The sequence below is a fragment of the Pseudomonas sp. IB20 genome (genome assembly GCF_009707325.1).
Lineage (GTDB): Bacteria > Pseudomonadota > Gammaproteobacteria > Pseudomonadales > Pseudomonadaceae > Aquipseudomonas.
The window spans coordinates 1693203-1708047 of the sequence record NZ_CP046103.1 but is presented as its reverse complement, the minus strand read 5'-3'; the positions used below and the strand labels follow the sequence as shown (position 1 = coordinate 1708047).

General features: G+C 60.8%; 17 protein-coding genes and 1 pseudogene. 7 read left to right on the top strand and 11 right to left on the bottom strand.

The window, feature by feature from the left end; translation table 11 throughout:
• Positions 1-33: 33 nt before the first annotated feature.
• Positions 34-1167: an elongation factor P maturation arginine rhamnosyltransferase EarP gene (earP, locus tag GJU48_RS07960; protein ID WP_094952442.1), complete on the bottom strand. Its 1134-nt coding sequence runs from the start codon at positions 1165-1167 to the stop codon at positions 34-36.
• Between the two features lie 131 nt (positions 1168-1298).
• On the opposite strand from earP, the gene GJU48_RS07955 reads away from it, so the two are divergent.
• Both GJU48_RS07955 and GJU48_RS07950 read left to right on the top strand, forming a co-directional pair.
• On the top strand, positions 1299-1670 hold the full coding sequence (locus GJU48_RS07955) for a hypothetical protein (RefSeq protein ID WP_094952443.1): 372 nt from the start codon (positions 1299-1301) through the stop codon (positions 1668-1670).
• Positions 1671-1675: 5 nt separating this feature from the next.
• Complete coding sequence (locus GJU48_RS07950) at positions 1676-2158, top strand: GreA/GreB family elongation factor (RefSeq protein WP_094952459.1); 483 nt, start codon at positions 1676-1678, stop codon at positions 2156-2158.
• A 5-nt stretch (positions 2159-2163) separates the two neighbouring features.
• On the opposite strand, the gene cysB is transcribed toward GJU48_RS07950, so the two are convergent.
• From cysB to GJU48_RS07925, 5 genes are all read right to left on the bottom strand, one after another.
• A complete protein-coding gene (cysB, locus tag GJU48_RS07945; protein WP_094952444.1) occupies positions 2164-3138 on the bottom strand; it encodes an HTH-type transcriptional regulator CysB in 975 nt (324 codons plus the stop codon).
• A 104-nt stretch (positions 3139-3242) separates the two neighbouring features.
• A complete protein-coding gene (locus tag GJU48_RS07940; protein WP_094952445.1) occupies positions 3243-3743 on the bottom strand; it encodes a universal stress protein in 501 nt (166 codons plus the stop codon).
• A 66-nt stretch (positions 3744-3809) separates the two neighbouring features.
• Positions 3810-4727: a 5'-nucleotidase gene (locus tag GJU48_RS07935; protein WP_094952446.1), complete on the bottom strand. Its 918-nt coding sequence runs from the start codon at positions 4725-4727 to the stop codon at positions 3810-3812.
• Positions 4728-4742: 15 nt separating this feature from the next.
• On the bottom strand, positions 4743-5696 hold the full coding sequence (locus tag GJU48_RS07930; protein WP_094952447.1) for a putative 2-dehydropantoate 2-reductase: 954 nt from the start codon (positions 5694-5696) through the stop codon (positions 4743-4745).
• Positions 5693-6079, bottom strand: coding sequence for a YbbN family protein (locus tag GJU48_RS07925; RefSeq protein ID WP_094952448.1), 387 nt, complete (start codon positions 6077-6079; stop codon positions 5693-5695). The genes GJU48_RS07930 and GJU48_RS07925 overlap by 4 nt, the downstream gene beginning before the upstream one ends.
• Between GJU48_RS07925 and GJU48_RS07920 the strand changes: the two genes are divergently transcribed.
• Together GJU48_RS07920 and GJU48_RS07915 are read left to right on the top strand one after the other, a co-directional pair.
• A complete protein-coding gene (locus GJU48_RS07920) occupies positions 6078-6512 on the top strand; it encodes a PilZ domain-containing protein (protein WP_094952449.1) in 435 nt (144 codons plus the stop codon). The genes GJU48_RS07925 and GJU48_RS07920 overlap by 2 nt on opposite strands.
• Positions 6513-6648: 136 nt before the next feature.
• A complete protein-coding gene (locus tag GJU48_RS07915; protein ID WP_094952450.1) occupies positions 6649-7725 on the top strand; it encodes a 3-deoxy-7-phosphoheptulonate synthase in 1077 nt (358 codons plus the stop codon).
• 71 nt (positions 7726-7796) lie between these two features.
• Here the strand turns inward: GJU48_RS07915 and GJU48_RS07910 are convergent.
• A pseudogene (locus GJU48_RS07910) lies at positions 7797-8075 on the bottom strand (GNAT family N-acetyltransferase); the annotation flags it as partial.
• A 611-nt stretch (positions 8076-8686) separates the two neighbouring features.
• Here GJU48_RS07910 and oprI point away from each other — a divergent pair.
• Positions 8687-8938 (top strand): outer membrane lipoprotei OprI, encoded by a 252-nt coding sequence (oprI, locus tag GJU48_RS07905; protein ID WP_003172710.1) that lies wholly within the window; start codon positions 8687-8689, stop codon positions 8936-8938.
• Between the two features lie 120 nt (positions 8939-9058).
• Here oprI and GJU48_RS07900 read toward each other — a convergent pair whose 3' ends face one another.
• The 3 genes from GJU48_RS07900 to GJU48_RS07890 all read right to left on the bottom strand — a co-directional run bounded on the left by GJU48_RS07900 (position 9059) and on the right by GJU48_RS07890 (position 11065).
• The gene (locus tag GJU48_RS07900; RefSeq protein ID WP_094952451.1) at positions 9059-10030 is read right to left on the bottom strand and encodes a L,D-transpeptidase family protein; all 972 of its coding nucleotides are present in this window, start codon (positions 10028-10030) and stop codon (positions 9059-9061) included.
• Between the two features lie 80 nt (positions 10031-10110).
• Entirely contained in the window at positions 10111-10401 is a 291-nt protein-coding gene (locus GJU48_RS07895; protein WP_058414681.1) for a hypothetical protein, read from the bottom strand.
• A 58-nt stretch (positions 10402-10459) separates the two neighbouring features.
• Positions 10460-11065 carry an arylesterase gene (locus GJU48_RS07890; RefSeq protein ID WP_164487917.1) on the bottom strand — a complete coding sequence of 202 codons (606 nt, stop codon included), beginning with the start codon at positions 11063-11065 and terminating at the stop codon, positions 10460-10462.
• A 10-nt stretch (positions 11066-11075) separates the two neighbouring features.
• Here GJU48_RS07890 and GJU48_RS07885 point away from each other — a divergent pair, with 10 nt between their 5' ends.
• Positions 11076-11759: an ABC transporter ATP-binding protein gene (locus GJU48_RS07885; protein WP_094952453.1), complete on the top strand. Its 684-nt coding sequence runs from the start codon at positions 11076-11078 to the stop codon at positions 11757-11759.
• A complete protein-coding gene (locus GJU48_RS07880) occupies positions 11759-14269 on the top strand; it encodes an ABC transporter permease (protein WP_094952454.1) in 2511 nt (836 codons plus the stop codon). Before GJU48_RS07885 ends, GJU48_RS07880 begins: the two co-directional genes overlap by 1 nt.
• Before the next feature lie 43 nt (positions 14270-14312).
• Here GJU48_RS07880 and greB read toward each other — a convergent pair whose 3' ends face one another.
• Positions 14313-14786 (bottom strand): transcription elongation factor GreB, encoded by a 474-nt coding sequence (gene greB / locus GJU48_RS07875; RefSeq protein WP_094952455.1) that lies wholly within the window; start codon positions 14784-14786, stop codon positions 14313-14315.
• Positions 14787-14845: the final 59 nt, after the last annotated feature.

The following is a 14845-nucleotide window of genomic DNA, read 5'->3' as shown; positions in this document are numbered from 1 at the left end:
TTGGATGGGATTTACAAAAATCAAGGTGGCGTATCATATCCAACTTTCATAAAACTGTACCAGCGCCGTCGCAAGATCGGCCTGCAAGCCTTGTTCCAGACACCACGTCTGGGCGTTCTGACACACCTGCGGCCAGTGCTCCAGCAGCATTTTCCACGGTTGTGCCATATCGCCACCAACGTTCCAGGCTTGCCAAAGAGCAACCACGGCGGCCTTGGCGGCGGGCGACAAGGCCGCCGTGTACAGCTGCAGGAAGGCATCGAGCTTATCCAGGTGGATGTCTTCGTCCTGGCGATAGATGTGCCACAGCAACGGCCGCCCGGCCCATTGGGCGCGCACGAACGAGTCTTCGCCGCGCACGGCGTTGAAGTCGCAGCACCACAGCAGGCGGTCATATTGCTCCTGGCGCACGAACGGCAGCACCTGCACGGTCAAGGCGTCGCGCTGATGCACCGCTCCCGCCGCCAGCCCTTCTACACCGAGCCAGCGCTGCACATCGCCAAGGATGCGCCCTTCCGGCACCAACAGATGAGTGGCACGCCCGTCCGTCGCCAGCACGTCCAGCCAACTGGCGAGCCCGGCATTTTCGTAGGCGAACAACGACATCAAACGCGCACCCGCCGCCGGAAACACGCCCAGCGCTTGCAGGAATTGTTGCTGCGCAGCGCGATCCTGCTGAAAGGCCTGACGCTGCGCCAACAACCCGCGTTCGCGTAAAAGCCCACCTGTACCCGGGCGAAAGCCAGGAAAGAAGAAGTACTTCTGCACGCCCTTGAACTTCACCGACGGCAGGCGATGGCAACCCACTACCCAGTCTTCGGCGCTCAGATAATCCAGGTTCATCCACAACGGCGTGCGTTCGCACGCGGCCATGGCTTCCATGTATTCGGGCGGCAATTGGCAGGCAAACGCGGCGATAACCACGTCAGCAGAGGGTGTATCGCGCCACTGCGCCGGCCAGTGACGCACTTCCACGCCCTCCTGCCACTGCTGGTCGCGCTGCACATCAACCTCGGGGCACATGCGCTCGAAGGCCCGCAGGTCATCGACCCACAAGCGCACTTCACATGCGTGCTCCACCACCAGTTGCCGGGCCAGGCGCCAGGTCACGCCAATGTCGCCGTAGTTGTCGACGACGCTGCAAAAAATATCCCAGCGGGCTTTCATTCCGGGCTCCAACGCTCAAAAGCTCGATTGTCCGCATAAATGCGCCGATGCAGAAGGCTTGATCGCGATTATTCTGCACAGTGGCTGTGCGACAATCGCCACCACGCCGTAAATGCCGCCAGGAGGCCATCATGTCTGATCGTTCGTTGTCGCTGTTCAAGCTCAGTATTGCAGTGGCGTTCGGCCTTTGGCTGGGGTTTATCGCCATTGTGCTGACCACCTGGCTGGCGTCGCGCTATGTGTTCCCGCAAAGCCTGGCGCCGGTGGCGCAGGCCGTTCAGCAATTGGGCAAGCCCGCCACCGTTGTGGCGCCTGAGCCGCCGAACCGCATGTTCGAGCAGTACCAGGAAAACCTGCGTAAGCAGGAACAGCAGCAAACCCTGGACCAGGCGCGCAACAACGCGCGCAACCTGGCCAACCCCAAATGCCAGTTCTGGCTGCAACAGGACCAGAACGCGCCCAATGAAAAGAGCAAGGCGAATGTCCTGCAATTCTGCGATTGATGCCCATGAATAAGCACGCTGTCCTCCAGCTGATCCTGGAAAAACTCACTGTCGATCTCGACATCGCTCAACGTGCCGCACAGACCGCCTACGAGACCGCGACCCACGAAGAAAACATCGCCGAAAACAAGTACGACACGCTCGGGCTGGAGGCGTCCTACTTGGCGGCCGGGCAAGCCAAACGGGTCGAGGAAATCAAGCAGTCGCTGGCGCTGTGCCAGAACCTGCAGCTACGGGCTTACGATGAGCACCGCGGGATAGAGGTCGGCGCGCTGCTGGGCCTGGTAGACGAAAACGGTCGCCAGCAATGGCTGTTTCTGGCGCCGGACGCGGCGGGGCTGAAGGTCGATGTGGTTGGGCAACCGGTGACCGTCATCACCCCGCGCTCGCCCCTGGGCAAAAGCCTGTTGGGCAAGTTCGAAGGGGATGAGGTGGAGATTCTAGTGGCGGGCGCTCGGCAACACTTTACGGTTACCGAGGCCAGATAAACCACTCAGTGAACCGGCAGTTCTACGCCGTCGAATAACTCTTCCAGTTCCTGCTTGTTGTGGCACTGGATCGCCTTGGCCATGACTTCGCGGGTCAGGTGCGGCGCGAACTTCTCGATGAAGTCGCACATGAAGCCACGCAGGAACGTGCCACGGCGGAAGCCGATCTTGGTCACGCTGGACTCGAACAGTTCACTGGCGTCGAGCACGACCAGGTCCTTGTCGAGGGTGGTGTCGACCGCCATCTTGGCGACGATGCCCACGCCCAGGCCCAGGCGAACGTAAGTCTTGATCACGTCGGCGTCGGCAGCGGTGAACACCACTTTCGGTGTGAGGCCGCGATGGCTGAAGGCTTCGTCGAGCTTGGAACGGCCGGTAAACCCAAACACGTAAGTCACGATCGGGTATTCCGCCAGGGCTTCCAGGGTCAGTTTCGGCAGCTTGGCCAACGGGTGACCTTGTGGCACCACGACGCAACGGTTCCAGCGGTAGCACGGCATCATCACCAGGTCGCCGAACAGCTCGAGGGCTTCGGTGGCGATGGCGAAATCGACGGTGCCGTCAGCGGCCATCTCGGCGATCTGCATCGGCGAACCCTGGTGCATGTGCAGGGCGACGTCCGGGTACTGCTTGATGAAATCGCGGATCACCGGCGGCAGCGCATAACGCGCTTGGGTGTGGGTGGTGGCGATCGACAGGGTGCCTTTCTTCTCGTTGGAGAATTCCTGGGCGATCTGCTTGATGCTTTCGACTTTACGCAGGATCTCGCCGGCGGTGGTGATGATGCGCTCGCCAGCCGGGGTGACGCGGGTCAGGTGCTTGCCGCTGCGTGCGAACACTTCGACGCCCAGCTCGTCTTCGAGCAGGCGAATCTGCTTGCTGATACCGGGTTGCGAGGTGTAAAGGCTTTGAGCGGTAGCGGAAACGTTGAGGTCGTGGTGCGCCACTTCCCAGATGTAGCGCAGTTGTTGAAGCTTCATATGTATCCCTCAAAGCAGATAGACGCCACGGGTATCAGCGACGGTATATAACTATATTAAAGGTTAGACGGATAAATCTAGAACTTTTTTATCGTTTTTACCGCTCAGATGTCATCACTGCGTCGACGCTGTAACGACGGCACCAGATAAACCGGCACCGTAGACAGCTGCAACACCCGTGCAGCGGTGCGTCCAAGCGGTGTGGCCGCTGCGGTTGCGTGGCTATGACTACCTACGATCAACAGGTCGACGGAAAGTTTGCGCAGTTGGTCGAGAATCACTTCGCACGGGTCCCCCTGGATCACCCGCACCGAGCGAATCAATTCCAGGTCTTGCTCCCCTTCCCCCAACTCCTCGCGAAAACTGTCCAGCACCCGCTGCTCGATCGTCGCCATCACCGTGGTCAGCCCCTGGCTCTGCCATTCACTCAAGGCCTTCTCATCAAGGTAGCTCTGCAACACCGATTCGGCGAACAGCCCAATCGGCTCGACCACATGAATCACATACAAATCCGCCTTGAACGTTCGGGCCAGTGCCAGCGCATGTTGCATGACATAGGGCGCATACAGACCAAGATCCGTGGCGTACAGAATCGAACGAATCATAGAACCTCCTGGAGGGCCAGGATGGCGGGGATTGAATGAGCTTAGCAGCGCCTACGGGAGTTCGGCTTAGCTCTCAGTGTGGATTTTCAACTCATTACTGATGCCATGGGGCACATGCCCGGTGGCCACCACTTCCCTGGCTTTCTCGCAATGACCGGCTTGGTCATCGAAAAACACATCGGCGGCGAACGCCTCCAGAAACGCGGCCTTCTCCAGGCCGCCGAGGAACAGCGATTCGTCGAGGCGGATGTCCCATTCGCGCAACGTGCGAATCACCCGCTCATGGGACGGTGCCGAGCGCGCGGTGACCAGCGCGGTGCGGATCGGGCACGCCTCGTCGGCAAACTCACGCTGCAACAGGTTGAGGGCCGCCAGGAACCCCTTGAACGGACCACCGTGCAAAGGCTCGCGCGCCGACTCGCGCTCGCTGGCCTGGAACGCCGCCAGGCCGCCCGCCTGATAGACACGCTCAGACTCATCGGAAAACAGCACTGCATCGCCGTCGAAGGCAATCCGCAGTTCTTCACTCGAGGCCCGACGCGGGCCGCCCGAGAGAATGGTCGCCGCCGCAAACCCGGCATCCAACGCACTGCGCACATCTTCGGCGTGGGTCGACAGAAACAGGTGGCAACCAAAGGCGGCCAGATAAGGATAAGGGCTGCGCCCGCCGACAAACGCGGCGCGGGAAATGTCCAGGCCGTAATGCTGGATCGAGTTGAACACGCGCAAGCCGGTGTCGGCACTGTTGCGCGACACCAGCACCACCTCGACCCGGGCGCGGCCCAGGCTGGCGTTGAGGCTCAGGAGTTTCTTGACCAGCGGGAAGGCATCGCCGGGCTCGAGAATTTCCTCCTCATGTTCGATCTGGTATTGGCGGTAAGTCTCCACACCTTCGGCCAGGTATATCTTGTGGCTCTCGCTCAAGTCGAACAGTGCCCGCGACGAAATCGCCAGTACCAGCTTGTCGCCCAATCCCTTTGCCATGGTGTTTCCCCCGAATCAACGGTTGTGCCGATCAATAAAACTCAAGGCCTGATACAGCGCCTGCATACGTGGCAATTCGCACCCCGCCGCTTTCGCAGCGGCCAATGGCCGGGCGTAGATCGCCGCCAGTTCCAAGGGGCGTTTGTGCACATGGTCGTGGTACATGCTGGGCAGGTAGTCGTCCATGGTTTCGGTCATGGCGAACATCTGCTCGGCGTAACTGGCGGGTATTTCATGCCCGCAGGCACGCGCACCTTTGACCACTTCGGCCATTAATGCCTGGATCAGCTCGCGGCTGGATTCATCGGCCATCATCGCGGTGGTGCCGGTGCCCAGCAGCACGGAGAGGCCGTTGTACGGCACATTCCACACCAACTTGTGCCAGCGCGCCTGGTGCACATTGGCCATGGCTTGGGACTCGATACCAGCCTTGTGAAACAGCGCAGCGCCCTCTTCGACAATCGCCTTCTGACGCGTCTCATCGTTGGCCGCCGTGCCACTGTGATAGCCCAGATTCACCCGGCCCAAGGCCTGGTGCTCGACGACGCCCGGCCCGGAGCGGTGCACGCCGATATAGCACAGGCCGCCCAGCAGGTGCAGCGACGGCGGCAGGTGTTCGCGCAGGCTGTCTTCGACATCGAGGCCGTTTTGCAGCAGCACCACCTTGGCATCCGGCGCGGCAACCTGGGCGATGGTGGGCGCGAGGTCCACATTGCCGGTGGATTTGGTGCCTACCAGCAGCCAATCGCACGCTGGCATGTCCGCAGCGCGGGCATAGGCTTGCACCGGGTGCAGGTGCAACTTGCCATGCAGCGTGCTGTTGAGGTGCAGGCCGTGCTCGCTGACTGCCGCGTATTCGCTGCGCAACAGAAAGTGCACATCGAACCCGGCACGCGCCAGCATCACGCCGTAAAAACCACCGATGGCGCCGGTGCCAATAATGCCGATGCGGGGCGACTGTGCTGTCATGGCAGTTCCTCTGGAGTACGGGTAAGGGCTTGATTAATCGCTTCGGTAAGGTCGGTATGGGTAAGACGTGTCTGTAATTGCCCAAGAAATTGACCCTCGCACACGAGGAACAACGCGGGCAAATGAAAGATCTGGTAGCGCTCGACCGCACCGCCGTTGTGCCCGGCATCGACCCAGCACACGCGGTCCAGCGGCAAGCGCCAACCCGGCAACTGCTGACGTGCCCAGCGGCAACTGGAACAGCCGACACTGGTAAACACTACAAGAGAAATACCTGGCAATCCCAGCAACTGCTGGTCAATATCCAGGTCGGTCAATTCCAGTTCCTTCACTATACTGCTGCTGCTGCCGTCAATTGGACGGTGCTCGGAGTCCGTGTACATGGGTCGTTTTTTACCTCACCCTGATGATGTCGCTGTCGAGTTAATCCAACGTCCCGCTCCTGCCATTGCCCGCCAACGCCTGCACACTATCGGCCTGGGCGGCGTCGCCTGCAATTGCCCGCGTGCCTGGCGCCAGGGTACGGCGGTTGATCTGCGTATCCCTTCCTTGGGCCCCAGCGCCCGTTATCCGGGCTATGTAGCCTGGTGCCGCAAGGTCGAAAAGGGCTATCGCGTCGGTATCTCTTTTACCGATGAGCACGCCTTGTTCGGTGCGCGAATGGGTGAACAAGTGTGCCAGATCGAACGCTACTGCCGCCTGCACGACCACGCCGAGCCGTCGCCTGCAGAACTCGAAGCCATGGCCCGCGAGTGGGTCTCGCGCCATGCGGGTGAGTTCTCCCATGCGGCGGTTGTGGCGCCAGCGCTGGATTAAACCCGGCTTTGCCCATTGTCGCGGGCCCGTGTTACGCGCTAAGGTTCCTCCCCCTGCCCCTGCATTCAAATCATGCTGTGCTCCGCCGCACGGGGATGGCTGGCGGCCGGCACCCGTGACCCTGACGAGTAACACGATGGCTGATTTACCGATCAATGACCTAAACGTCGAATCCAACGAGACGCTGATCACACCCGATCAGCTCAAGCGCGAAATCCCCCTGAGTGACGCTGCCCTGCAGACCGTGACCAAGGGCCGCGAAGTCATCCGTGACATTCTCGACGGCACTGACCACCGCCTCTTTGTAGTGATCGGGCCTTGCTCGATCCACGACCTCAAGGCCGCCCACGAATACGCTGAGCGCCTCAAAGTGCTGGCGGCTGAAGTGTCCGACACCTTGTACCTGGTGATGCGCGTCTATTTCGAGAAGCCGCGTACCACCGTCGGCTGGAAAGGTTTGATCAACGACCCGTACCTGGACGACTCGTTCAAGATCCAGGACGGCTTGCACATCGGTCGTCAGTTGCTGCTGGACCTGGCCGAAATGGGCTTGCCCACCGCCACCGAAGCACTCGACCCGATCTCGCCGCAGTACCTGCAGGACCTGATCAGCTGGTCGGCCATCGGCGCGCGCACCACCGAATCCCAGACCCACCGCGAAATGGCGTCCGGCCTGTCCTCGGCCGTGGGCTTCAAGAACGGCACCGACGGCGGCCTGACGGTTGCGATCAACGCGCTGCAATCAGTGTCCAGCCCGCACCGTTTCCTGGGTATCAACCAGGAAGGTGGCGTGTCCATCGTCACCACCAAAGGCAACGCCTATGGCCACGTGGTATTGCGCGGCGGCAACGGCAAGCCCAACTATGATTCGGTCAGCGTTGCGCTCTGCGAGCAGGCATTGAGCAAGGCCAAGATCAAGCCGAACATCATGGTCGACTGCAGCCACGCCAACTCCAACAAGGACCCGGCCCTGCAGCCGCTGGTGATGGAAAACGTCGCCAACCAGATCCTCGAAGGCAACCAGTCGATTATCGGCTTGATGGTCGAGAGCCATCTGAACTGGGGCTGCCAGGCGATTCCAAAAGACCTGACTGACTTGCAGTACGGCGTGTCGATCACCGATGCCTGCATCGACTGGTCCGCCACCGAGACCACCCTGCGCAGCATGCACGCCAAGCTCAAGGACGTATTGCCCAAACGCAAACGCACTTGAATCACTGCTCCTGCATTTGAATCGAGCGCACACAAAAACGCCGGGCTTAGCCCGGCGTTTTTCATACTGCGTATCCTCGCGGCATGGCGCTGATGGCGCTCCATGTAGCGTTCGACATAGGAGCAGGACGGGATCACCGTGTAGCCAGCCTCTTCGGCGAACTTCAACGCTTCCTCGGTTAATGCCGCCGCAATACCACGGCCCCGCAGAGCGTTGGGCACGAAGGTGCGATAGATATCCAGGGTTTGCTTCCCGAGGTCCATATAGGTCAGATAGGCACGATGACCGTCCACATTGGTCTCGAACTGATGACCAGCCTGGTCATGGTGGATGGACAACGCCTCGCTCATCACTACTCCTCGCGGGTCTTGGATTTCGACCCCTACCTTACCGATGTTTTTCCGGCGAAGGAACATCTACGCCACCCCGTGCCGGTTTCGACAACGAGAAAACCTAAGCGCTCACAACCAGCACGTAGGGAATAGTAGGCACCAATCCTGAAATTGCTCAAGGCGCACTCGTCATCCCCTACCGCTGGCGGTTACAGAAAGGGCTCCGATCAATCAGAGATCGATAGCCTGAACATTGCCGGCAGTTGAAGCTTGAGACGAACTGGCGCTCTTAAAGTCACCTCTACATGCGCAAAAGATGCCGGGGGCGGTAAAGGCCAACTGAAAATAAGTGTCAACGTGGATATATAAATCTTTACCTGTTTAGCCGCACTGACACATGCGGGCCGGACCTTTCAGCTTGGACCCAGCTCCCGTCAGAATGAAAAAATCTGGATGGTTTTTATACAAACCGCCAAAAGATTAGCCAAAATAGAATCGGCACAAGAATTTTTTTTGCTTCTTGCGCTACGTCAGTTTACTTACTACAAGTAATGAGTAGTATGTACGCCGGCTATCAGCTCACTCTGAGAAAGTAGCCATTTAATAGAAAGTCCTTGAAGGGGAACACGATGAACAACGTTCTGAAATTCTCTGCTCTGGCTCTGGCCGCAGTTCTGGCTACCGGTTGCAGCAGCGTCTCCAAAGAAACCGAAGCTCGTCTGACTGCAACTGAAGACGCAGCAGCTCGCTCCCAGGCTCGTGCAGACGAAGCCTACCGTAAAGCTGATGAAGCTCTGGCTGCTGCTCAAAAAGCACAACAGACTGCTGACGAAGCTAACGAGCGCGCTCTGCGCATGCTTGAAAAAGCAAGCCGCAAGTAATAATCCCTCGGGGTTGTTATCAAGCCGACCCATTCTTGGGTCGGCTTTTTTATTGCCTGGATTTTGCCCTTTCCCCTGTACCCCGGCGCAAGTCCGGGACGGGTTATAGACCCTGCAGGCTTACTGCTGCAGGTCGACCGGCGTGCTGGACACCACTGGCGTGTTGGCACCGGGTACACCAATCTCCGTGGGCAGACCATCTTCGGCCGCCACCACGTCACGCACCTGATCCCAGTTGACCCGCAGGCTGTTGGCCAGGTCTTCGCGCTTGAGCAAGGCATTGATGACCGCGGTGTGCTTGTCGACCACAGAAGGCGTGCCATCGTCGTTCAGCGGCGTATGCGCTTCGAGGTAGACCTTGCCGCCACTGCTGCCGAACTTGTAGGCATCGTTGATGATGCGCACCGACGTACCGACCGGCACCATGCCGGCCATTTCCAGCACATTGTTGTTAAACATGCGGAAGCAGCCGTGGCTTGTACGCGTACCGATACCAAATTTCATGTTGGAACCGTGGATCAAGTAGCCCGGCGTGCCCAAGGTGAACTTGAACGGCCCCAGCGGGTTGTCCGGCCCGGCCGGCACCACGTTAGGCAGCGGGTCACCATTGGCGGCGTGCTCGGCCTTGATTGACGCAGGCGGCGTCCAGGTGGGGTTTGGCGTCTTCGCGATAATGCTGGTGTGGGCAATCGGCGAACCCCAGCCTTCTCGGCCAATGCCCAACGGGAACGTGTACACCACGTTCTGACCCTTGGGATAGTAGTAGAGCCGGTATTCCGCCAGGTTGATCACGATGCCTTCGCGGGGGCCAGGCGGCAGGATAAACCGCGTGGGCAGCACAATCTCGGTGCCTGCACCGGGCAGCCAGGCATCAACACCCGGGTTGGCCGCGACCATTTCCGAATAGCCCAGGTCATAGGTAGTGCCCAGGTCTGCAAAGGTATCTTCATACTTGGCCTTGATCACCTGGACCTGACCGACGATGTCTTCACCCGGCGGCGGCAGGGGCAACTGCAAGGCTGAAGCCGAACCGGCTGCACACAGGGCAGCGAGAGACAGGCAGCAAGTAACGACGGAGAGGCGCGAAAACATCCGGTAAATCCTTCGCAGAACGACGGGTAGGTTAAAAGCGAGCTGCAAGTTGCAAGCTTTCAGCAAGCTCAGCTCTTCCATTATTCGAAGCGCAGTTCCGGCCAGATCAGCGGCGTGCCGCGCTTTTGCGATTCAAGAATAGCCCGGCACAGCGGGCACAGCCGCTGGTCCTGGAAGATCGAGCGATCCACCGACGACCAGCGAGGTTGTGCCGGCAATAAAGTGCCGCACAGCGTACGGTCGATCGAGCCGCCCAACTCCAGTTGACGCGCGACCAGATGCACCCGGACTTCCTGGCAGGCGAACAGATCCAACTGCTCGTCAGGCTCGATCAGTTGGTAGTTGAACAGGGACCAGGCAGGGCGCGACATCGGGGGCTCCAGATCGGGGGGGCGCCACCTTAGCCGAAAGCCTGCCGGTAGAAAAGCGTCATAGCAGTGGTTTTAGCGTCGGCCAGACATTTTCCAGCAACTTGCCCTGGGCGCCGACCGCCGGATGCAACTGATCGGCCTGCATCAGTTCGGGATGGCCGCCTACGCCCTCAAGGAAAAACGGCACCAGTGGGATGCTTTTTTCCTTGGCCAGGGCGCCATACACCTCGGCAAACGCCGTGGTGTATTTCGGCCCGTAATTGGGCGGCAATTGCATGCCCAACAACAGCACCTTGGCGCCACCCGCCTTGGACTGATCGATCATCGACGCAAGATTTTGTTTCAATTGCGCTGGCGGCTGCCCGCGCAGGCCATCGTTGCCACCCAGCTCAAGGATCACCAGGTCCGGCTTATGCTCTGCAAGCGCCGCCGGCAGCCGCGCGAGGCCTCCAGCGCTGGTATCGCCACTGATGGAAGCGTTGACCACTTTATCGTCAAACCCTTCCTGCTTGAGCCGTTGCTCCAGCAGCGCCACCCACCCTTTGCTGGTATCCAGGCCGAAACCGGCACTGATACTATCGCCAACGATCAGGACTGTACCCGCCGCTGCGTTCTGGGCCATGCACATCAAGGCCAGGCCAGCACTCAAAAACCACATTCGCATCGGATTCTCCATGGGCGCAAGCATTCTCACCGCGCGGAACCTTAGCAAAGTGGTTCCCAGCGCGGAAGGTGAACTGACTATCCTGCACGAACTGAGCCTGGAACTGAACAAGGGCGATAGCCTGGCTATCGTCGGCAGCTCCGGTTCCGGCAAATCCACCCTCCTCGGCCTGCTGGCGGGCCTCGACCTGCCCAGCAGCGGTGAAGTCACGCTCGCCGGGCAAGCCTTGAGCACCCTCGACGAAGACCAGCGCGCGCGCATCCGCGCCGAGCACGTGGGGTTCGTCTTCCAATCCTTCCAGTTGCTCGACAGCCTCAACGCCCTGGAAAACGTCATGCTGCCGCTGGAGCTGGACGGCCGTAAAGACGCCCGCGCGCGCGCCAAGCACCTGCTGGAGCGCGTCGGCCTGGGCCAACGGCTGACCCATTCGCCCCGACAATTGTCCGGTGGCGAGCAGCAACGGGTCGCCATCGCCCGAGCCTTCGCCGCCGAGCCGGACGTGCTGTTTGCCGATGAACCCACTGGCAACCTCGACAGCCACACCGGCGAGCGCATCAGCGACCTGCTGTTCGAACTCAATAAAGAGAGCGGCACGACCCTGGTGCTGGTCACCCATGACGAGCGCCTGGCCCACCGTTGCCGACGCCTGATCCGCCTTGAAGCCGGCCTGATGGTCGCGCCCCTGGAGCCTTGATGGCACGTTTGCCGCTGTTGCGCCTGTTCAGCCTTGCCATGCGTCAATTGCTGCGCGATGCCCGCGCCGGCGAACTGCGCGTGCTGTTCTTCGCCTTGGTGGTGGCCGTGGCCGCCAGTACTGCCATCGGCTACTTCGGCGCGCGCCTCAATGGCGCCATGCTGTTGCGTGCCACCGAGTTCCTCGGGGCCGACCTGGTGCTCGAAGGCAGCTCGCCGGCCCGCCCCGAGCAAATCAAATCCGGCATTGAGTTAGGCCTGGATCACGCACGCATCGTCGAGTTCTCCAGCGTTATCGCCACGGATAACGGCATTCAGCTCTCCAGCATCAAGGCGGTCAACGAGCAGTACCCGCTGCGTGGCGAGTTGAAAAGTGCGGCCGAGCCCTTTGGTGCTCAAACCCCAGGCGGCGGCCCCAAGCCCGGTGAAGCCTGGGTGGAAGCACGGCTACTGACGGCGCTGGACCTGAAAGTCGGCGACAGTATCGATGTGGGCATGAAGCCCCTGCGCCTGACCCGCCTACTGACTTACGAGCCCGATCGCGCCGGCAACTTCTACAGTCTCACGCCACGGGTGATGATCAACTTGGCAGACCTGGACGCGACCGGCGTGGTGCAACCCGGCAGCCGTGTGAGTTACCGCGAACTGTGGCGCGCGCCCCAAGGCAGTACGGCGCTGCAAACCTATCGCGACCTGGTCAAGCCGGGCCTCGCCGCCAACCAGCGCTTGCAGGATTCGCGCGACGGCAACCAGCAGATCGGCGGCGCCCTGGGCAAGGCCGAGCGCTACCTGAACATGGCCAGCCTGGTGGCAGTGCTGCTGGCTGGCGTGGCCGTGGCGTTGTCGGCCAACCGCTTTGCCAGCCGCCGGTTCGACGCCAGTGCGCTGCTGCGCTGCCTCGGTTTGTCACGACGCGAAGCAATGCTGCTGTTCAGCCTGCAACTGAGCGTGCTGGGCCTGGCGGCGAGCCTGGCCGGTGCCCTGCTGGGCTGGGTGGCGCAGTTTGGCCTGTTCTATTTCCTGCACGACCTGCTGCCCGCGGACGTGCCTGCTGGTGGGCTGCTGCCGGCGGTTGCAGGCATCGGCACCGGGTTGGTCGCCCTCGCGGGCTTCGCCCTGCCGCCCTTGGCAGCGCTTGGCCGTGTGCCACCGCTGCGGGTATTGCGACGTGACCTGCTGCCTATCCCTTCCAGCACCTGGATGGTGTATGGCGCTGCGCTGTTCGCACTTGGCCTGATCATGTGGCGCCTGAGCCTCGACCTGGTGCTGACTTTCGCCTTGCTGGGCGGCGGTGTAGTCGCTGCGTTGATCCTCGGCGGCTTGCTGCTGTTGCTGCTGCAAAGCCTGCGGCGCTTGTTGGCGCGCGCCTCCCTGCCCTGGCGCCTGGGCCTGGGCCAATTACTGCGCCACCCGTTGGCGGCGGCTGGGCAGTCACTGGCGTTTGGCTTGATCCTGTTGTCCATGGGTTTGATCGCCCTGCTACGTGGTGAGCTACTGGACACTTGGCAAAACCAACTGCCCAAGGATGCACCCAATTATTTCGCCCTGAACATCCTGCCGGCCGACAAGGATGCCTTTGGTGCCCGCCTGCTGGACGTGCAGGCCCAAGCGGCGCCGCTGTACCCGGTGGTGCCGGGCCGGTTGATCAGCATCAATGGCGAGCCGGTGCAGCAGATCGTCAGCAAAGACTCCAGCGGCGACCGCGCCGTACAGCGCGACTTGAGCCTGACCTGGGCGGCGGATTTGCCGCCGGGCAACGTGCTGACCGCAGGTTCCTGGTGGACGCAGCAACCGAGTGATGAAATCCCCGGGGTGTCAGTGGAAGCCAAGGTCGCGCAAAGCCTGAAGCTCAAGCTCGACGATCATCTGGTGTTCACCATCGGCGGGGAGAATCGCGAAGCGCGCGTCACCAGCTTGCGTACTATCAACTGGGATAACTTCCAACCCAACTTCTTCATGATCTTCCAACCGGGCACCTTGAAAGACCTGCCCGCGACCTACCTGACCAGCTTCTACCTGGCGCCAGGGCATGACCAGCAGATCGTCGACCTGTCCCGGGCGTTTCCAGCCGTCACCATCCTGCAGGTCGAAGCCTTGCTGGAGCAGCTACGCAGCATCCTCGCCCAAGTAACCCTGGCGGTGGAATACGTGCTGTTGTTCGTGCTGGCGGCAGGCATGGCGGTGCTGTTTTCGGGCTTACAGGCCACCCTGGATGAGCGCATTCGCCAAGGGGCGCTGTTGCGTGCCCTGGGTGCAGAGCGCAAGTTGCTGGTCAAGGCACGGCGCATCGAGTTTGGCTTGCTGGGCGCGGTCAGCGGCCTGCTCGCGGCACTGGGCACGGAGCTGGTCACATGGGTGTTGTACCGCTATGCGTTTGACCTGGCCTGGCACCCTCACCCGTGGCTGTTACTGCTACCGGTGATCGGTGCCGTGCTGATCGGGGGTGCTGGGGTATTTGGTACGCGCCGCGCGTTGAATGCCAGCCCGTTGACGGTGCTGCGCGAAGGCTGAAACGACCGATGGCCAGCACGCGCCCCAGCGTGCCGGCCATCGTCTACTTCACATACTCGATAGCGGTAATCCACCAGCATACGTCGCCGCTCGGGGTCTGCACGATAGCCTCATCGTCAACTTCCTTACGCAGCAACGCGCGGGCCATCGGTGAGTCGATGGAAATGTAGTCCATGCGCTCATAAATCTCGTCATAGCCGACAATACGAAAACGCTTGGTCTCGCCCTGCTCATTTTCGATATCGACCCAGGCACCGAAGAACACCTTGCCCTCCTGCTCGGGCATGTACTCCACCACCCGCATGTCTTCAAGCCGCTTGCGCAAATAGCGCACGCGCCGATCTATCTCACGCAGCAGCTTCTTGTTGTACTGGTAATCCGCGTTCTCGCTGCGATCCCCCAGGGAAGCAGCCCAGGTCACCTTGCGGGTGGTGTCCGGGCGTTTTTCGCGCCACAAATAATCCAACTCTTTTTTCAGCGCTTCATGACCTTCTTTGGTAATCAGCTTGGTACTCAAACGCTTGCATCCCCAGGCAGTGTCCAATGGTGCCGATACGCCATGGCCTCATGCTCTGG